The sequence below is a fragment of the Okeania sp. genome (genome assembly GCF_035285525.1).
GTDB lineage: Bacteria > Cyanobacteriota > Cyanobacteriia > Cyanobacteriales > Microcoleaceae > Trichodesmium.
In genome coordinates this window covers 1-20,098 of sequence record NZ_JAYKGW010000034.1, presented here as the reverse complement: position 1 = coordinate 20,098, position 20,098 = coordinate 1, and the positions used below count along the sequence as shown (strand labels likewise).

Sequence of the window (20,098 nt, the reverse complement as noted above, 5' to 3'; positions counted from 1 at the left end):
CAAATAATCATTATAGTAAGTAATTTTTGCAAATAATATTCTGACTTATGACTCCTGAATCTTGAATTATATTATTAAAACAAATCAGCATCTCTCAAAGTTGTACCAGCTTCATCTTTTTGAGATAATTTCACTTCAATGCCATCCAAAGGCCAATCAATGCCAATTTCTGAATCATTCCAAATAATTGAACGCTCATATTGAGGTGCATAATAATCAGTAGTCTTATACAAAACATCAGCAGTTTCAGACACTACTAAAAAACCATGAGCAAAACCAGGAGGAACCCAAAGTTGTCGTTTATTTTCTGCACTTAAAAGATAACCTACCCACTTACCAAAACTAGGAGAACTTTTTCTAATATCGACAGCAACATCAAATATTTCTCCTACAACTACTCGTAATAATTTACCTTGAACTTGTTGAATTTGATAATGTAAACCTCGCAATACTCCTTTGCGAGAACGGGAGTGATTATCTTGTACAAATTCCAGATTTACTCCTGTTTTTTCGGAAAAATTACGTTGATTAAAACTCTCCATAAAAAAGCCACGTTCGTCACCGAAAACTTTTGGCTCTATCAACAATACTTCAGGAATTTTTGTTACAATTACATTCATTTTTTTTGACCTCAGTTGTTAGAAGGAAGAAGGAAGAAGCTGATAACTGATAACTGATAACTGTTAACTATAAGAAGCTGTTAACCGTCTTTTCTCCCCCAAGCTTCTAATTCTCCTATCCATAAATTAAAGACTAATTTATCTAGGTTGATAAATTGAGAAATTGAAAGTAAAAAAGAGAATAAAATCTCCTGATAATACCTCAATCTATTCAAAATATATCCCAGACTCATTAAATTATTGGTTGGCTTTGATTCTACATCAGAAAATCCACTTTTTTCCAAAGCAAATTTTATCGTATCTAGGGAAAAATATGTCAAGTGTTCTGTTGGCTTATAATGATACCATAAAGACCCCAATAATCTATGCCAAAATCCTCCCACATTTGGAGTAGTAATAAAAACCCATCCACCAGGTTTCAAAAGTTGATAAGCTGCTGTTAACTGAGCCATAGGATTTGTCGTATGTTCAATCATATCTTGCAACATAATCAAGTCAAAAGAATTAGGTGCAAAATTATGATTAAATAAATCTCCTTGATATACAGATAAACCTCTACCTTTAGCAAAATTTACCGCATATTCAGAAACTTCTAAACCTTGAGGATTATCCCATCCTAAATCTTTTGCTTGCTGCAAACAATCACCTAAAGCACAACCAACATCTAATAATAAACCTTTTCCAGAAAGTTTTTTCTCAGCTTTTAATAAACGCTTACGAAAAGTCTGACTATTAATTTTCATCCCTTGGAAATAATTAGAATATCCTCCTTTAGGGAAATCATTATTATAATAATCTTCTTGATAGATAGCAAGAGGATTTACTGGTGGATTATTATCCCATACCATACCACATTCAGAACATTTTGCTAATAAATATTCATCCCCTGTTTTGTAGTAGTTAAATTTATCTGCCTGACATAAAGGGCAATGATTTTTTGACATCATATTTTGATTAAAATTAATTTTTTTAGGATATACTGTCTGAGATTAAAATCATTCTATGAGGATATACTGGCTGGGATTAAAATCCCAGGCTTAAAGCTCAAGTCCCTGAAAAGGGACTAAAAATACTTAGTCCTCTCAAGAGGACTTAAGCTATTAGCCATGAAATAAATTTATGGGCAGTATATCAATTTTCACCTGAAATTTGTATATTTAAAAGATAAAAATTAGAATAGCATTATGGCGACTTTTTTATCATTTTGTTTGGTCAACTAAAGAAAGACCACCTCTGATCAAACAAAATATTGAACCTCAACTTTATCATTATATTATTGGCAAAGCTGATGCTCTTAATTATATTATTCATGCTATTAATGGTGTAGAAAATCATATTGATTTAATAGTTTCAATCCCACCTACTTTAGCTATTTCTGATTTTGTAAAAAAGATTAAAGGTAGTAGTTCTCATTATCTAAATAATGTTCTATCTCAGAAGGAAAATAAATTTGCTTGACAAAGAGGATATGGGTTTTTTCTTTGGGACAAAAACAATTAGAACTAGCGATCGCTTATGTCGATAATCAAAAACAACATCATTCAAAAGGAACTGTAAATTCTTATCTAGAACAAATGACTGATGAAGAGGATTCTCCTGTAAAATTCTCTAATAATACCAGGGATTAAAATCCTTCGTTAAAAGCTTAAGTCCTCTTCAAAGGACTAGATATTTTCAGTCCCTGTTAAGGGAGTTCAGCTATGAGCTATCAAATTTATTTCATGGTGGGATGGTGTTGAATAATTTATTTCATGGCTATCTTAGAAGTTATTATTATCTTCTGAACTCCCTTCTACTCTAAGTTTTAATTCATCATTTAATTTGACAAATTCTTGTTTGTTAGAATTATAAACCCAAGCCTTAATAACAGTTTCTCCCACAGGTAAAGATTTGGCTAAAAATTTTACTTTCCATCTGGCTCTACTATAAATTTTCGACTTCATAATTGTAGCAATATCATTACTCTCTAAATTAACAATAGCATTAGCAAAAAAATATTCATTCTCACCAGAAGAAAACAAGACTAAATTAGGTTGTTTTTTTCTATCTGGTCTAATTGCCCAACCTCCCAAACTTAGACTTTCATCACCTTTAATAATTAGAGGTTTTGCACTTGTTTGAGGATTATCTAAATAACCATAATTTTGTTTTGGTTGTTGGATAAATTCCAGATTTTGAGGAAATTCTCGCCATCCTAATTTTGCCATAATTTCTGCACCTTGTCTGACCAACCAAGTTTTGCCATTCATTAATACCAAACAACTATCTGGAGATGTTTTGATAAATTCTGAATCTGCTAAATAGTTAATGATTTCTAGACATTCTTTCCGACTTTCCATGTAGGGAAAACTTAATTTTATATTCCGCACAACAGATACTGAATTAATCATTATAATTCCTGTCATTAGGGCAGCTAAAATTTTATATATTGATAAATATTTTTGTTTTTGTTGCTCTTGTACAAACAAAGCCAGAAGATAAATTAGAGAAATAATTAATAATATTGACGTAGTTGTATATCGGGAAGAAATCATAGCATTTTCAATTCCATATTCTGCTCTACCTACAGAAATAGATACAGCAGAAATTAGAGAAAATGTACCTATTGTTAACCAAGGAATAGTTGCCTTTGAAGAAAAGTCTAAATTTGTTAATAAAAGTGCATCTAAAGTTTCTGGAATAGAAATTATTTTACCTCTAAATTGCCTACTCATTGTTTCTGCTCCATAACTTTTTCTTCCTAATTCTTGACTTTCTTTTTGAAACAAAATTTTCCTGAGAAAGTAATATGTAAAAAATAGGAAACCAGACAATAATATTAATCCGGTTAAAATTGCCAGAATGGGAAGTCTCACTAAAGGTAAACCGAGAACTGCTAAAAAGTAATTTATAATCAAAAAAGGTTTTTCTGTAAATAAAAATGGTTTAGGTTCTCGAATTGGATTAAAGTTAATTGCGTAGACAATACATGAAATTATAAATAGCAAAATCCAGATACTTAGCCTACTAATTTTTTGTTTTACTTTCCCTTCTATAGATAATATTAACGGAATTAAAACTAGCCAAGAAAGTAATCCTTGGATTAGAGTAAAACTTCCAATTAAACAAAATATTGCTGCTATAAATATTCTAGTTTTTGCTGATAAATTCTCTAAAGCGTAAATAAAATATACTGCCACTATTAAACATAAGTTTGTCAGAAACCAAAATATGGTAAATCCCCATAACCAGTTCTGATGTTGCACTAAAGAAAATAAAAATAGACAACTTAAAATATTTGCTATATGTAGAATATTTTGGTTTTGACTTTTAAATTGAATTTCGGCTATTTTGTAGATAGTAAAAAATGTGATGATGACAAAAATAACACTACAAATTATTTCCGCTTGAGTATTCCATTTAGTCGCAAAAGCTAAAGCAGTAATAATTAATTTAGGTATTAATATTCTGTGATGTCCGTGTACTGTAAAAAAGTCAAAAAAGGTAGCATTCCCTTCAGCAACTCGCTCAAATATAGAGGTTAATCTCCATTGATCCCAATAGGGAACATTGACACTAAAATTACCTAGAAACCAGAGAAGTAATAATACTGGGAAAATATAAAAGATTAGTAATAATATTTTGGTTCCGGAAAAGGTATTTTGCATTATTAGAAAGTTGGTAGATAGCTTTGGGAAATATTACCTATAGCATAGGAAAAAAGGTAGAAAAATAGCCTCTAACCATCTCCCCAGATCCCAACCTAACTTTATATATCCCAAAAAGGTTCTATAGATATGGTAAAGATATGGTCATACTATTAGTTACAGTCAGAATTGAACTTCTGATACCAAATCCAGTTATGAGAAAGATACTTTGTCCAAATCATTCTAACCCTTCTGCCTCCAGTATTACTCTTCTTGTCAACCTAATTTATTAGAACTTATGACTTATAAATTATGACTTATGCTATAGTTGACGGTCAGGCATGATAATATTAATATTAAGGATATATAACCTTTTTCATAGTCATAAGGTACATCTATTTTTATTTTTATCGTATTTCTTAATTCCCTGTTCCCTGTTCCCTGTTCCCTCTTGCCTAAAATCAGGAATTGTGTACCTCACAAATATGGGAATTGCTATAAATAATAAATAATCAGGCAATCTGTAGACTCTACTCTAGGTGAAAGCCATGCCAGAAGCTGAACTTCCTGGAAACCAGAACTTCCCAGAAACAAATAATCCAGTAAATCACCAAAAACTGGACTACACTTATCAACTGGACAAAATTGAAGAAAATATAGCTCCAGAAAAACGCACATCTCTAGAGAACGATGAGTGGGAGACCGTTAATTTTCCTAATGCTATGAGTGTAGATTCAATTCCAGTATCAAAAACAACTTCATCAGAAGTGAAAGATTTAAAATTACCTAATCAAAATCAACCTCAAAGAAAGTCTCAGGAAGTTGTAGGGGTTAAATCAGTTTTGAAAAAAGACTCCACTGAAGAACTAGAAGCTCCCAGTCTTATGGAAGCTTTGCATGAATGTAACCGCGAACTGGTAAACCGAGTTACAGAATTAGAAACCTCTTTAGAAGAATGTCAAAAAACTCTAGAAAATCAAGAAAAGTTGGTAGAAGAAAGAACTAAAGAACTAGCAGCAACTCAACAACAGGTAACTCGTTTATTTTACAAGTTAGAGTTATGTAATAAAATTATTCAGCGTCAAGAGGTTTTAGTTGAGTCTTTAACAAATAAGTGGCAAAATAGTCAACAACAACAGGCACAAATGGAAAGAGAATGTGCTTTAACTAAACAATCTTACAATCAACAAAGTTATCATCTTAAACAGTTAGAAAATAGTTGCCGAGAGTTGCGAAACAGACTATATCGACAGCAACAACAAACTTTACAGTTCAAAGCTGCTTTGGCAAGAAATCTGGAAATTCCAGAAAAGATAGATAGGGTAAATCAAACAATTGAAAAAGCTGTAAACAATCCAGTTCAAACATCTGAATTAAGTTCAAAATCTGAACTTTTAGAAGAAGAAAAATCTACATTTCAAACATCTGAATTAAGCTCAAAATCTGAAACTTTTAAGCAAGAAAATTCTTTCCTTCAGACTAACACAAAAAAAATACCTCTGATCAATTCTGAACCAGTTAAACCTTGGTCTCCAAAGATAAAAAATAAACAAGTAGAAGAATCTATTTTTGACAAAAAAGAAACGAATTCTACTAATATTAATTGGGAAAATAAATTAGATTTACCTCAAGGTTTGACTAAACCACAAGAAGTATCATCATCACCAGAAAATACTTCTGAGTATGAATTTTTTACTGAGGTTAGTGAGACTATATTAAATCCTAGTCTACCTTTATTTAGTAGAATAGGTGAAGTTCCTGATTATGAATTAGCAGAAAAAGTATCGCCACAAGATACTACTTTACAGTATACAGAAGCAGAAGAGTATTTAGTTATAGAAAATGATTTACCTAAAGGAAAAAGTCAACAAAAAGAAAGGGAAAAATTGGTCGAAAATAAGGTTATGGAAGAATCTAAAAAAGTAGAGAATTTGTCTGAGGAATCAAATAAAGGGATTAAACAAGAGCGTATATCATGGAACATCTCTACAGGAAAGTGGAATGTTTGTGAGTATCAACCTATACTAGAAAAAGATATAAATCCTGAAATAAATGCAGATGAGTCTTCTGAAATGGTAGAGGAAGTGGAGCAAGATGTCGAAGAGACAACATTAGTAGGTAATAAGCTACATTTACCAACTTGGGATTCACCTGTATTTGAGCCTGAATTTTTTGAAGAAGAAATTGTACCTGAAGTACCAGAAAAACAAAACTTATCAGCAGCAGTAGATTTGCCGAACTTTCCTAAAATTCCTTTTGATGAACAAGTATCGGCAGTTAATATTTAATAGTTTATTTTTGTTTTTTGCTTTGTATTTTATTTTCTAGAAGGTTGCCTCCGCCAGATTGGTTTTCTATCTAAGGTAAAGACAAATTCCCTTTCAATAACTAATAATTAATAATTAATAATTAGGGTTTGCTAAAAAAGTTTTTTTAAGGAGATGGGATGATGGGTTGATAGGGGGTAATTTTGTTGCACAACTCATGTTCAAAATGCGCTCCTTTTGGGTTTCAGGAACCGTGCATTAGGAACTCAAACAAGAGTACTTTTTAACATTCTAAAAATTGGAAAACCTTTTCTCCTGACTTCTCCTCCTGGGAAGGGTTAGGGGTGGTTTGACTCCTGACTACAAAGAGCCAAAAGATTTTCCATAAGTAAGCCCTAGATAGTTATCTCTATAGTTTATCCCTTTTTGTTAAAGCCTACATTTCGCCAGACAAAATGTACCATAAAATATAAGTCAAAAGTCAAAAGTCATGCATTAAGAAGAAAATTATAAAAGTAAATAGTTAATTAAGTATTTATGCTTCATATTTTCCTGAGAATTGGATGAATGAGAAAGCTAAATAAAGAAAGATAATTCCTACAGTATAAATATTTACTAAGCTACCAAATTATTATAATACTCTAGTGTTATAATTTGACGTGCGGAAGTTGCGTTAAAAGTTTCTTCTTTCTCCTTCTTCCTTCTTCCTTCTTCCTTCCTCCTTCTTCCTTCTTCCTTCTTACTCCTTCTTCCTTCTTACTCCTTCTTCTGTCTAAAATTTAATTTCCATCAAAGTTTTCCAGGCAAATTTTGGTAGAGACAACATTCTTCTCCAACGCCAAGGTTCCTGATAAAGTCGATATAACCACTCCAAAGAATTATTACGAAACCAAGCAGGTGCCCTTTCCTTTATACCAGCCCATATATCAAAACTACCACCAATACCAATCCAAATTGCTTGAGGACAAATATATTTATGTTCCGCAATCCATAACTCTTGACGAGGTACTCCTAAACCTACGAATATTAATCTGGGTTGTAATTGTGCCAAAGTGTGCAAAAGTTCCTTCTCTTCTGCTGGAGATAGATAACCATGTTGACAAGCGATCGCTAACTCTGGAACTTTGTCTTGCCAAGACTCAGCAGCTTTCATTGCTACTCCTGGTTTTCCTCCATAGAAAAATACCAAATTATCTGGATTTTGTTTAGATACTTGCCACAAAAGACTTTCTGCTAATTCAATACCAGGACAACGCTGTACAGACTTACCCTTAAACTTCAGGTATAAAACTACACCTGCTCCATCAGGAACTACTAATTCAGCTTGACGAATTATATTAGCTAAGACATGATTTTTCTCACCTTGGATTACCATTTCTGCATTTAGTGTAACTATATGAGTTCCTACTTCGGCCTCTAGTCGAGAAAGTAACCAACCAGAATAGTTGTTGCTACAATGTACTGGTAAACCTAAAACTAGACTTTCTGGAAGTGGACTAAGTGCAGAGCCAGAGTTTTTTTCCCTCATAAGTATTCTATTTTATAGATTTTTGTGTTTAACTATCTTTAAATAGTTACTGATTTAGATTACCTGATTTGACTCTTTCAAGCTACTATTTAACTAATTTATAGTAAATCTGGTTTAAATATTAGGTTTATTAAAATTGTTGTATTCTAACCAATAATACTTGTATGAAAATTAGTATTTATGAACTTAACAGCAGGAGTTGTCCTTCAAGAAGGAAAATATACTATAGATAGTATTTTAGGCCAAGGATGTTTTGGTATAACTTACCGAGCTATTCATCATCAATTTAACCAAATTGTTGTGTTGAAAACTTTGAATGAAAGTCTACGACAACATCAAGATTTTCCTAAATTTCAGCATCAATTTATCAGTGAAGCTCACCTCCTGGCTAAATCTGTACATCCCAATATTGTCAGAATATGGGACTTTTTTGAAGAAGATGGTTTTTTCTTCATAGTAATGGACTATATACCGGGTCAAAATTTGGCTGAGTTGGTAAAAAAGTATAGCAATAATCTCCATCCTCACCAAGCTGCTCATTATGTACACCAAATTGCTTCAGCTCTTTCAGTAGTCCACAAAAATGGGTTTTTACATCGGGATATACAACCTAAGAATATTATTAGGCGAGCTGGAACTAATACAGTCATACTAACTGATTTTGGTATTGCTTGTGATTTAACTCCTGGAATTAGACAAACTCATACTAATTTATTTTCTATGGGATATTCACCGCCAGAACAATGTAATCCCAAACAAAAGTTAAGTCCAGCAACAGATATTTATGCTTTAACTGCTACTTTATATTATTTACTTACTGGCCAAACTCCTATTCCTGCACCTTTAAGACTTAGTAAAACTGTTTCTCAAACACTTAAATTTTCTACAAAAGAACTGAAATATTTGCAACCTAATCTTACTCAATGTATTGAGAATACTATTCTCATGGGATTAGAAATAGATCCCAAAAAACGACCTCAAACAGTTGAAAGTTGGTTGGCTTTTCTGTTAAATGAATCAAGTATTTTAGATGTCAAAAAACCAGATAATTCTGTAACAGAGAAATCATCTGCTTTTAACAATAAAGGTAAATTAATAGAGTGTGAATTAGAATCAACTATTGATTATGAAGAAGAGAAACATATTGCTAAGGAAGTTCCCAGGAAAAAGGTGAATAACATTAATGTGAAAATTCTTGCTAATATGTTTATGTTTAGTTGGATTAATCGAATTTATTTCCAGTTAACAATTTTTTCGTTATTTCTCTTGACTGCTGTAACTTTTGGGTGGATAGGTTTTGATGTTACGATGCGTTATAGCTATGCCAAAGTTAATAACAAAGGAAGAAGTTTCAAATCGGATAATATCTTAGAAAGTCTGAAAAAAGAGCAGAATTATACTTTCCGAAGTCAAGATCCATCTAGTCCTCTTTTTGATTATATTTCAGTCGAAAATCACTCTAAAAATCCACCAAAATTAAATAAATTACCTAAGCCAAATTCTGTTGGTAATGACGTTTTTCCTGATAGTTCATTTGTATCTGATGAAGATAAATTTAAACCAGAAAAGGTAGATTATTCTAATGATATAAAAACTCAAGTATCTCCGTACAATTATTCTGTTGATGATAATAGTACCAAAGTTGATTCACCAAAAACATTCTATGAGCCTTCTGATTATCAACTCGAATATCCGAACCAGGAAAATCAAGAAAATCAACAGCAAAATAATTACTCTGGTAACTACTATTAATTTGATTTGTTATTAGTTATAAAGATAGCAAAAATCAAAGACATTATAACTATTATTTTATCCTAGGTTGGATTTACTCTATTTCTTTAATGCTTGATTGTAGTCAAATTATTCCTTAATTTTTCCCTTATTGTCTGCTCAATACTCTAACTTGAAAGAGCAAAAAGCTAGAACTTTTTTTCCACAAAAATTATTTTAGGTTTCTATATCAATACTTCTATAGGGCTTGCTGATTAAATATCAAAGTACTATTCAAAAGGACTTACGCAGCCACCCTAGATATATAGTGCTTAAAACTATTGAACAATAGTTTTTTAACTCTATCTATATAGTATATTTCCCTAAGTCTTGTTCAATAAAGGTTTGAAGAATTTTAGGTACTGATTTTTCGGGAACCGTAAAAGTACCAGCTTTTGGGTTGAGAAAGTGGAAAAAGTGAGAATTTTGGAGTAATTATGAGGGAAAAACTAAGGGGCAATTATAAATGACCACCTCTTCTCCAACTCCTCGCTTCTCTTAACTCTTTAAGGAAACTGCATACAACGTGCCTACATACTCCCTACTCCCTACTGCCTCCCCTAACAAAAAGACTTTTATGGTTCCCGATAAATCAGCAAACCCTAAATAGAGATAATGTGATACAATACTTTACAATTGAAAGTTACTAACCGTTAAATGGATTAGTTAAATTATCAGAATAAACTATTTTATTATGAATAAATCACCAATTCATGCCTTCTTTGTTGGTAGAGCAATTGCAGAAGGAATCTATGAACAACTAGAAAATGGTATTACTAATACCCTAAGTGGACTAGGTAAATTTGATGCAGAGCAAAGAGAAAACTTGCGTACATTTATTGAGCAAGTTTTAGAAAGAGCGGATAGAGAAGCGCAAATAGAAAATAATAGTAATGATAATAGTAATTCTGAGGAATTAGATTCTCAACCAAAAGACCTACAAGCTATAATTGACGATTTAAGGGCTGAAGTAGCTCAAGTTAGAGCCGAACTGCAAAAATATCGTAGTTCTTCTTCTTGATATTTATCCCTAATGTTAACCTTAGATAGAAGGACAATACGGGATTCTTCAACCTGCTAATAAGTAACTAATATAACTGAATTCCCTTAAGGATATTGATTCGGTACATTATGACAAACTTTTCATCCTCGTACTGAATCAATAGATAAAATGGGGACTTTCAAAATTGAATTTTACAAACTATAAATCTGCGCTCATTGTTTTCTATTGCCATGAGCCAAATCTTTAAATAAAATTACCAATTATAAAATACTACTGTGTCCGTTCTCCTCGATGACATTACTAACCACAAAAAAGAAGCTAACTATACAACTGGAGGCTCAATGACTCTAGCTCCCAGTCAACCTCATAGTCAGAAAGCTTATCGCTGGAATAGAGAAAATTACTCTCGCCAGCGTCGTTATATTGATATTTGGAGTTTCGTTCTCCTTTGGCTAACTTGGCTTTGGGTAGATAAAAAAGATTGGAGCTACCGAGGAGGAGTAACAGAAGAAAAGAAAAATCTGAGACGGCGAAAACAAGCTGTCTGGGTTCGAGATACTATGCTAGAATTAGGTCCTACTTTTATCAAATTGGGACAGCTATTCTCTACCCGTGCAGATCTATTTCCCTCCGAATATGTGGAAGAGCTTTCCAAACTTCAAGATCGAGTCCCTGCTTTTAACTATGAACAAGTTGAGACAATTATTGAAGAAGATCTAGGCAAAAAAATAGAAAAATTATACAAAAGTTTCGATCCAGTTCCTTTAGCTGCTGCTAGTTTAGGTCAAGTTCATAGAGCGCAACTCCACTCTGGTGAAGATGTGGTGGTCAAAGTGCAAAGACCAGGGTTAAAAAAACTATTCCAAATTGATTTGGCTATTCTTAAAGGGATAGCTCATTATTTCCAAAGTCATCCCCAATGGGGTCCCGGTAGAGACTGGTTGGGTATTTACGAAGAGTGTTGCCGAATTTTATGGCTAGAAATAGATTATCTCAATGAAGGTCGTAATGCTGATACTTTTCGTCGCAATTTTCGTAACTGTGACTGGGTAAGGGTTCCTAGAGTTTTTTGGCGATATTCGGCGCCACGGGTACTGACATTAGAATATGTTCCTGGTATCAAAATTAGTAATTATGAGGCTTTGGAAGCATCAGGTCAAAATAGAAAAGCTTTGGCAAAAATGGGTGCGCAAGCTTATTTACAGCAACTTTTGAATTATGGTTTTTTCCATGCTGATCCTCATCCCGGTAATATTGCGGTTAGTCCAGAAGGGGGATTAATTTTCTATGATTTTGGGATGATGGGAGAAATCAAGGCTAACATGAAGCAAAAACTAATGCAAACTCTCTATGGTATTGCTTCCAAAGATGCAGAGAGAGTGATTATATCTTTGATAGATTTAGGAGCATTACAACCTACTGGAGATATGGGACCGGTGAGGCGTTCTATTCAGTATATGTTGGATAATTTTATGGATAAGCCGTTTGAAGCTCAGTCAATTACGGCTATTAGTGATGATTTGTATGAGGTTGCTTATGACCAACCTTTCCGTTTTCCGGCAACTTTTACTTTTGTCATGCGAGCTTTCTCTACTTTAGAGGGAGTTGGTAAGGGTTTAGACCCAGAGTTTAATTTTATGGAGGTGGCACAACCGTTTGCCATGGAGATTATGTCTGATGGAAATTCTCAAAATACTATTTTTAATGAACTTGGTCGTCAAGCAGCTCAGGTTAGTTCTACTGCTTTGGGTTTGCCTCGTCGTATTGAGGATGCGATCGATAAGCTAGAGCAGGGAGATATTAAGGTTCGGGTAAGGGCGGTGGAAACAGATAGGTTAGTTCGGCGAGTTAGTAATGTGCAAATGGGTACTAATTATGCTTTGTTGATTAGTGGTTTCACTTTGTCGGCGACTATTCTATATGTTAATAATCAGGTTGGTTTGGCTTTGGTGTTGGTTTTATTGGTTGTGGTGATGGGGTTTGCTTTTATACGACTTTTGAAGCGTATTGATAGATTGGATAAGATGATGTAGGGACCGATTTTCACTCTTAATGAATGAGATCGCCTTAACCAATAAAAACCTTGTAGAGATGTTCCATGGAACATCCCTACAGAGTTATCATTTTTTGAGTGTGGTTTATTCATCTGAGAACTGCTGTAAAGTTCTACCATCAATATTATTTATTGATAAAAATTCTAGTTTGTAGAGGGTTTGGAGACCAACCTCCTGCATTCTTAAATTCTACTGATTATCAGCCTTACTAATGTTGGGTTACTCCTACGGAGAAGCAAGCTACTTTCCATGCTGCGCAACCCTAACGGGAACAACAAGGGCTTACTTACGCCTACCATCAATATTATTTATTGATAAAAATTTTAGTTTGTAGAGGGTTTGGAGACCAAACCCCTACATTAACAAACAGAACAGAACTATAGGAAAACCGTAAACCCTAGCCCTGCTTTCCCATAGGACGCTCCCCTAAGGGAGAGCGCGGTACTTCTGTATGGGAAGTTAAACAGATGCCTCTTCTACAAAAATCTCATCCTTTGTTTTCTGATTTTTATCAGAAAAATTTGGCTTACGAGACTTCCTTGGTGCCTGCTTTTTCAACTTTGGTTTAGGAGTATCATACATAAATTGATCCTCATCCTGAGCATAATCAGGCCCCATCCAAGCAGGACGAGTTTCATCATAAGCTATCTGTAAAGCAGCAGCAGCGATCGCATGGGGATCGTATTCTTCACCTAACTGAGAAATTAACGGTAAGAAAGAAGCCATCCGTTCTCCACTCAAAGCAGTTCGCACTTTACTCTGCAATTTCTCTAACTGTCGAGCTTCAATTTGAGAGCGCTTGGGTATTGAACGAGTATCTAAACGCTGACGTAAGTGACGTTCTATTAACCGTAACTTCCGCTTGTCTACAGGATGAATTAAAGAAATTGCCGTTCCTTCCCGACCTGCACGACCTGTACGACCAATACGGTGAACGTAACTATCCACACTATCAGGCAAATCATAATTGATCACATGAGTTAAATGATCCACATCTAAACCACGAGCTGCAATATCAGTTGCTACCACCCAACGTACTTGTTGATTTCGGAAGCGACTTAACAACCGTTCCCGTTGAGATTGGTTTAAATTACCGTGATACTCATCAACACTGTGACCTGCTGACTGTAATTGATTGGTCAATTCTGCTGCTGCTTGTCTGGTGCGGACAAATATCAAAGCTGCTTCTGGGTCTTCTAATTCGAGAATTGGCTGTAGAGCTTTTCCTTTAGAAACACCACGAGGTACCATGTACGCAGTTTGAGTAATCCGTTTCGGAGTAGTTTTTTGTTGAGCTACTTTAACTGTAACTGGCGATCGCAAATACTTATTCACCAATTTTCGGATTGAATAATCCATAGTAGCAGAAAAGAAAGCTGTTTGACGTTCAAGAGGTGCAGCGTCCAAAATTCTTTCTACATCCTGAATAAATCCCATACTCAACATTTCATCAGCTTCATCTAAAACCATCATTTTCAAATGATCTAGTTTCAAACTATTCCGATTCAACATATCTATAACTCGTCCTGGGGTTCCTACTACAATATGAACACCCTTTTGCAAACGTTGCACCTGACGCTCGATAGACTGACCACCATAAACAGTGAGAACAAATAATCGCCGTTTACTTGGAACTTTACTATCTATACCAGTAAATTGACGAATCGCTTCTGTGACTTGTAGTGCTAACTCACGAGTTGGGGTTAAAATTAACGCTTGAACTGCGTTTATACTTAAATCTATCCGCTCCAATATGGGTAACGAAAATGCTGCTGTTTTACCTGTACCTGTCTGAGCTTGACCTACAATATCTGTTCCTGCCAGCAAATGTGGTATTGCTTCAGTTTGAATCGGAGTAGGTTCAGTAAAACCGATTGTTTCTAAATGATTTGCACGTTCTTCTGAAATTCCTAAATTTGCAAACGATAAATCCATTAATTCTCCTAATGTAAACAGTTGACATCCGGTTCCTTTGTCACCCAACTTGGAGGCGGATTTATGGTCAACCATAGCTGCTCATAAGCCCTCACTAGATACAAATTTCGGCATTACATAAATATGGGATGATTTTAACAATTTTGTGTATGGGGACATCTTGCCCGTTCCTTATATTTTCGGACGCGCAGGATGCCCATCTCACTTTATTCATCCTTTAATTCAGCAATACTCAAATTTCTTGCTTATTTGCCGTAGTTATAGCTAGCTGATTGGTAGGGCAGTATGCCTTTGCCACTTTTTGATCTATATTTTAGAAGTAGTCAACTTGACTCAGCATTTATGCCTAAATTTCCCATACTGGAAAACGTAGGTCTGATGCTGAGATTTTGATAAAGGCCAAATGCCCTGTTCCTTTTCTCCCTAGTTGGGTACATTAAGGCAGGTTGGACCTCTGTTTTAAAGTAATAAGCTGTTGCGCATCTTGAAGTTGCCCATTGAATTAAATAATTTAAAGAAAAATTACTTCTCTTTATTTTGTTTAACTGCATCTTTACACTTGAGCATTAGTCTCAACAGGCAGTTTAGATAATCTACAGTTTCTTACTATCAGTGGCCCTTTTTATTCTTAATAATGATTTACATAATAACAAATCACTTAACACATTGGGTATTTTTTACATATTTTTCTTAACTTATTTTTTTAGGGAGTAGGGAGTAGGGAAAAGAGGACAGTTTAGACTATCTACTACGGCCAAATTTTTTAATGGTCAGGATAATTTCAGTTATCAGTTATCAGTCATTCCAGTAGGGTGTGTTACGGCGATAGCCGTAACACACACACACACACACACACACACACACATACACACACACACACACACACACATATACACACACACACACACACACACCAATGTATAACTTAAAAATCATTCTATAGATAGATCATTTACACTTTATTTTAGAAAATGGTGCGTTACGCTTTCCTGCGGAATGCTGGTCATTCATGTCGCGGAGCGAAACGCTTTTCATGTCGCGTAGGGTTATCGTATAGGGACTGCTACGCAAACATGTCGGCTCAAGGGCGGAAAACACACCCTACTGGACTCTAAAAAGCTAAAACCTTTATCTGTCAAAGTTTTCAAATTTAATCTGCAAGCTCTAATTATTAATTATCAATTATCAATTATTAATTACTGTACCTGGCCATACAAATCGTAAATATCTGCATCTGTAATTTTTACTGGAACAATTGACCCTAATCTGGCCTCTCCTTGAGCATAAACCAGTCCATCTACTTCTGGAGAAAATCTGGCCGATCTACCAATTAATTCTCCGGTTTGAGGATTTTCTTGTTCAATTAGTACATCGACTACTTGTCCCACTAATTTTTGATTTTGTTTCTCAGATATGGACTGTTGGACTTCCATAATTTCTTCCCGGCGAGCATCCATGAATTCTTGGGGCAACTGATTGGGCAAATTATAAGCAGGGGTTCCTTCTTCTGGAGAAAATGTAAAGACGCCGACATGATCAAATTCGTGACGCTTGACAAATTCTACTAAATGTGCATTATGTTCTTCGGTTTCACCAGGGAAGCCAACAATAAATGTTGTCCGCAACACGGCGTTAGGCATAGCTGCTTTAATTTTTTGAATGATATCATCGTTAACTTGACCTTGCCAAGGTCTATTCATTGCTCTGAGAATTTCGGGATGAGAATGTTGTAGGGGTAAATCGAGGTATGGTAAAACATTGGGAGTTTCTTGGATGGCGGTTATGACTTTGGGTGTTAAACCAGTGGGGTAAGCGTAGTGCATTCTAATCCAGGGTATATCAACTTTCCCTAACGCCCGCAGCAGTTCGGCTAATTGTGGTTTACCATAAATATCGACTCCATAGTTGGTGGTTATTTGGGAAATAAGAATAATTTCTTTAACGCCTTGGTGTGCTAGTTGTTGAGCTTCGGCGACAATAGATTCTATGGTGCGCGATCGCTGATTTCCCCTAAGATGAGGAATGATACAGAAAGCGCAACGATAGTCGCATCCTTCGGCGATTCGCACATAAGCAACGCCTTCAGATGTTGTGCGGTAACGGGGGGTAGTTTCGTCAGCGATGTAAGTAGGTTCCGGGGTAACTTCTTGGACGCGCTCGCCTTTTTCGACTCGTTGCATCACGTCTACTATTTTATGATAATCACCTGTACCGACGAGTGCTACAGCTTCTGGTAACTCGGCGAGTAGTTCTTGTTGAAAGTGTTGTGCCATGCAACCAGCAATGACTATTTTTTTATTAGCTTCAGCTAATTCTACCAAAGTTCTGACAGACTCTTCTCTAGCAGCTTGGATGAAACTACAGGTGTTGACGACAACATAATCTGCTAATTCTTCGTTAGCATCTACTTGATAACCTGCTTGTGCGAGTAAACCGATGATGTGTTCGGTATCAATGCGATTTTTTTCGCATCCCAGGTGACTAAATGCGATGGTGGGTTTTGTAGACATTTTATTTATGGATTTTTTTTAGCAACAATTTTTTAGTATAGCATATTTTCTGATTTTTACAGGGGGGAAAGTAAGTTATCAATCTAGATATAACGGTAGTTTCGGATAATAAAGTGATAGTAAATCTGGTGTGCAAAGGGAGATTATCTCCCCCTTTCAAAAAAAGGGGGAGATAGAAGTAGAAGATAGTTAGGAGGCTATCTATAAAGTTTAAAACTCTTGTAGAATAGTTTTTTTGAATCTATACCTAGTACCTTTGCCTAAGTATTGTTGAGCAGAGGGAAGCGATCGCTAATTTACTCTATTTCCGACCCGGAATTAATTTTTTATTGATTGACAGAGACTCTATCTATAAAGTTTAAAACTCTTGTACAATAGTTTTTTTGAATCTATACCTAGTACCTTTGCCTAAGTATTGTTGAGCAGAGGGAAGCGATCGCTAATTTACTCTATTTCCGACCCGGAATTAATTTTTTATTGATTTGAGGAATTTTCGATTATTCCTTTTAAAAATTCAGCAAGTTCTTGTAAATAATCAGGTTCATTTTCAAGCAACCAATTGGTAATTTCTATAGAATGTATTGTTTGTGTGATATACAGTTCTTTTGACTATTATTAACTACGCCCATCGCGGGCAAGATAACCCCACTAGAAAATTTTCGTTATTCACTTTGTATATTATTTGATTGAAATCTGCTGTAATATCAAATCCACTTGCTTTGGGGAATAAGGTTTATAATCAGAAAAAAGCTACAAATCCTAGTTAGTTTGTAGAGCGTACGGTTCCCGATAAATTGGAGACCAAACCCCTACGGTCTTGAATTCTACCAATACTATCGGATTTGATATAAAACTAAAATTATTAATGTGAAAATAGACGAACCATAAAAAACAGCTATTAAACTTTTAAAACACTATCAAAGTAATAATTTCCAAAAGCTTATTGAGATACTTAAACAGAATTTATAGAAACAAAAATCAGTAATATTTAAAACCTGTATATAAATAATCTTAAAAGCTTTTTCTTTATTCAACCAGACACTATATAATAGCTAATTGCTACAGGGCTATTCGTTCATGGATAAAATTATATGAAAACTGTTGTAATTACTGGAATTTCTGGCACTTTAGGTAGTGCGATGGGTAAAGCATATAAGTCACGGGGGTGGCGAGTTGTCGGTGTGACTCGTCAACCTAATCTAGAAGGAGATTTTTTTGATGAGTTGTATGTTTCTCCCCAAGAAACTATAGAAGATGCCAAAAAACTATTTGACTATGACCCAGATGTGGTAATATTAAACGCTGGTCAAATTGAAACCGAAGTGGGAGAAGGTGGGATTCCTGTCATTGAGTTGGTAGAATCAATGAACAGAGTTAACTATACTTGGCCTGCCGTTGTGGCGACTGAAGCAGCAAAGTTAGTTAGAAGTAGACGTTTAGATGTCATTGCCATTGGTTCCATTGCTGATGGAAGTCCTTCCTGTTTCGGACCTGTTTATCATTCTGGAAAAATAGCCTTACATTATTTCTGGTCTGGAGTCGGACCAATTGTATATCATTCTAGTAAAAATATGATTTACCTCCGATTGTATCGCCCTGGGGTAATAGCTGGTAAATTTGCTTGGGCGCCTGTGAATCGTTTGAATGATAAAGCTTATAAGATTCGGGAACAGCGAGTTAATTCTGCTCCACCTGCAGATAAGGTAGCTGAGAAAATAGTAAATTGGATAGGGAATAGTAAGGAATGGGTGGGAACTTATGATGAACCTTTTGTGCGACTCGTTGGCTAGTCAAAACTGCTTTTCAGCAGGTATATCTGGCCTTCCGTGGCTAATCTTAAAGGAGGTTAAATATTTGGCCATTGGAAAACTCTTATTTCCTTCGTGGTGAAATTCCACCGCCCTGTTGTTGGGTAGAAAGCATAGGCCATAGGGTAGCGACTGAACATCAATCCCTAAAGCTGGTCTAAAAGCGGAAAAATACCAGTTACCGAGGAACGATACCGCAAGCAAAGGCTGACAAGTGGACAAACAGGAAGGTAATCAAACTCTCGTTACGTCAATCCATCCCCAAGGTAGCTATGGGATGTAGGACGAAAGTCAGGGGGTCAATGGATAATTTTATAACAGGAAAATTATCAACAACCATACTGAACCCTCCGGGAGATTTTACCCCACTAAATTGGCCGTAATAAAGGGATAAGGGAACGAGGAAACCTCTCTAAGACACCTAAGTATATAGGTCGAAATCTTAGGAAGCCATTCAAGGTAAATCTACGCATTTTATCGTAGGTCTTAGGGAGAGTAGGATTGGGTAAAAAGCATGATTTTGCTGACGTACCCACTGTTAGACGTAATGTAAGGTAATAAATAGCGATGAATAAAGCTAAAACACTAAAAAGAAGATTGGGAAACCCAAAGCCCTTTTTAAGCGTGGCATGGGATACAGACGATATACCAGACCCGGTATGTATCAATCCAAATCTTAAATGGAAGGATATCAACTGGAGACGGGTTGAGAAGAATGTATTTAAGTTGCAAAAGTTAATTTACAGAGCATCCAGCCGTGGCGAAATCCGCAAGATGCGTAAATACCAAAGACTTCTGACCAAAAGTTATTGCGCTAGGTTGCTAGCTGTTAGGCGCGTGACTCAAGATAACCAGGGTAAGAAAACTGCGGGAATAGACGGTATAAAAAACCTACCTCCTATGCAGCGATTAAACTTGGTTGATTTATTAAATACGCGATACCTCAAAGCCAGCCCGACCCGCCGTGTCTGGATACC

At 35.2% G+C, this 20,098-nt stretch carries 12 protein-coding genes and 1 pseudogene; 7 read left to right on the top strand and 6 right to left on the bottom strand.

Annotated elements, in window-relative coordinates; translation table 11 throughout:
- Window positions 1-74: 74 nt before the first annotated feature.
- Entirely contained in the window at window positions 75-620 is a 546-nt protein-coding gene (gene rfbC / locus VKJ25_RS03610) for a dTDP-4-dehydrorhamnose 3,5-epimerase (protein WP_324235258.1), read from the bottom strand.
- A gap of 80 nt (window positions 621-700) precedes the next feature.
- Window positions 701-1,567 carry a class I SAM-dependent methyltransferase gene (locus VKJ25_RS03605; protein WP_324235257.1) on the bottom strand — a complete coding sequence of 289 codons (867 nt, stop codon included), beginning with the start codon at window positions 1,565-1,567 and terminating at the stop codon, window positions 701-703.
- A gap of 229 nt (window positions 1,568-1,796) precedes the next feature.
- Between VKJ25_RS03605 and tnpA the strand changes: the two are divergent.
- Window positions 1,797-2,248 (top strand): annotated as a pseudogene (tnpA, locus tag VKJ25_RS03600) (IS200/IS605 family transposase).
- A 132-nt stretch (window positions 2,249-2,380) separates the two neighbouring features.
- On the opposite strand, the gene VKJ25_RS03595 reads toward tnpA, so the two are convergent.
- Entirely contained in the window at window positions 2,381-4,267 is a 1,887-nt protein-coding gene (locus VKJ25_RS03595) for a hypothetical protein (protein WP_324235256.1), read from the bottom strand.
- Between the two features lie 527 nt (window positions 4,268-4,794).
- Between VKJ25_RS03595 and VKJ25_RS03590 the strand changes: the two genes are divergently transcribed.
- Window positions 4,795-6,534: a hypothetical protein gene (locus VKJ25_RS03590; protein ID WP_324235255.1), complete on the top strand. Its 1,740-nt coding sequence runs from the start codon at window positions 4,795-4,797 to the stop codon at window positions 6,532-6,534.
- A 751-nt stretch (window positions 6,535-7,285) separates the two neighbouring features.
- Here the strand turns inward: VKJ25_RS03590 and VKJ25_RS03585 are convergent.
- The gene (locus VKJ25_RS03585; protein WP_324235254.1) at window positions 7,286-8,041 is read right to left on the bottom strand and encodes a WecB/TagA/CpsF family glycosyltransferase; all 756 of its coding nucleotides are present in this window, start codon (window positions 8,039-8,041) and stop codon (window positions 7,286-7,288) included.
- Between the two features lie 180 nt (window positions 8,042-8,221).
- Here VKJ25_RS03585 and VKJ25_RS03580 point away from each other — a divergent pair, with 180 nt between their 5' ends.
- The 3 genes from VKJ25_RS03580 (at window position 8,222) to VKJ25_RS03570 (ending at window position 12,847) form a co-directional block, all read left to right on the top strand.
- Window positions 8,222-9,793 (top strand): serine/threonine protein kinase, encoded by a 1,572-nt coding sequence (locus tag VKJ25_RS03580; RefSeq protein WP_324235253.1) that lies wholly within the window; start codon window positions 8,222-8,224, stop codon window positions 9,791-9,793.
- A 712-nt stretch (window positions 9,794-10,505) separates the two neighbouring features.
- Window positions 10,506-10,832: a DUF6825 family protein gene (locus VKJ25_RS03575; RefSeq protein ID WP_324235252.1), complete on the top strand. Its 327-nt coding sequence runs from the start codon at window positions 10,506-10,508 to the stop codon at window positions 10,830-10,832.
- A 257-nt stretch (window positions 10,833-11,089) separates the two neighbouring features.
- Window positions 11,090-12,847 carry an ABC1 kinase family protein gene (locus VKJ25_RS03570; RefSeq protein ID WP_375340298.1) on the top strand — a complete coding sequence of 586 codons (1,758 nt, stop codon included), beginning with the start codon at window positions 11,090-11,092 and terminating at the stop codon, window positions 12,845-12,847.
- 480 nt (window positions 12,848-13,327) lie between these two features.
- Here the strand turns inward: VKJ25_RS03570 and VKJ25_RS03565 are convergent, their stop codons facing one another.
- Window positions 13,328-14,803: a DEAD/DEAH box helicase gene (locus VKJ25_RS03565; protein WP_324235264.1), complete on the bottom strand. Its 1,476-nt coding sequence runs from the start codon at window positions 14,801-14,803 to the stop codon at window positions 13,328-13,330.
- A 1,196-nt stretch (window positions 14,804-15,999) separates the two neighbouring features.
- Window positions 16,000-17,313, bottom strand: a complete 1,314-nt coding sequence (gene rimO / locus VKJ25_RS03560; RefSeq protein WP_324235251.1) for a 30S ribosomal protein S12 methylthiotransferase RimO — start codon at window positions 17,311-17,313, stop codon at window positions 16,000-16,002.
- Window positions 17,314-18,404: 1,091 nt separating this feature from the next.
- Here rimO and VKJ25_RS03555 point away from each other — a divergent pair.
- Both VKJ25_RS03555 and VKJ25_RS03550 read left to right on the top strand, forming a co-directional pair.
- Window positions 18,405-19,103, top strand: coding sequence for an NAD-dependent epimerase/dehydratase family protein (locus tag VKJ25_RS03555; protein ID WP_324235250.1), 699 nt, complete (start codon window positions 18,405-18,407; stop codon window positions 19,101-19,103).
- 585 nt (window positions 19,104-19,688) lie between these two features.
- The coding region (locus VKJ25_RS03550) for a reverse transcriptase N-terminal domain-containing protein (RefSeq protein ID WP_324235249.1) at window positions 19,689-20,098 on the top strand (410 nt) is incomplete at its 3' end.

Bases quoted from the DNA above. Each gene is read 5' to 3' on its own strand.
- rfbC (WP_324235258.1), bottom strand. From the start codon at position 620: ATGAATGTAATTGTAACAAAAATTCCTGAAGTATTGTTGATAGAGCCA.
- VKJ25_RS03605 (WP_324235257.1), bottom strand. From the start codon at position 1,567: ATGATGTCAAAAAATCATTGCCCTTTATGTCAGGCAGATAAATTTAAC.
- VKJ25_RS03595 (WP_324235256.1), bottom strand. From the start codon at position 4,267: ATGCAAAATACCTTTTCCGGAACCAAAATATTATTACTAATCTTTTAT.
- VKJ25_RS03590 (WP_324235255.1), top strand. From the start codon at position 4,795: ATGCCAGAAGCTGAACTTCCTGGAAACCAGAACTTCCCAGAAACAAAT.
- VKJ25_RS03585 (WP_324235254.1), bottom strand. From the start codon at position 8,041: ATGAGGGAAAAAAACTCTGGCTCTGCACTTAGTCCACTTCCAGAAAGT.
- VKJ25_RS03580 (WP_324235253.1), top strand. From the start codon at position 8,222: ATGAACTTAACAGCAGGAGTTGTCCTTCAAGAAGGAAAATATACTATA.
- VKJ25_RS03575 (WP_324235252.1), top strand. From the start codon at position 10,506: ATGAATAAATCACCAATTCATGCCTTCTTTGTTGGTAGAGCAATTGCA.
- VKJ25_RS03565 (WP_324235264.1), bottom strand. From the start codon at position 14,803: ATGGATTTATCGTTTGCAAATTTAGGAATTTCAGAAGAACGTGCAAAT.
- rimO (WP_324235251.1), bottom strand. From the start codon at position 17,313: ATGTCTACAAAACCCACCATCGCATTTAGTCACCTGGGATGCGAAAAA.
- VKJ25_RS03555 (WP_324235250.1), top strand. From the start codon at position 18,405: ATGAAAACTGTTGTAATTACTGGAATTTCTGGCACTTTAGGTAGTGCG.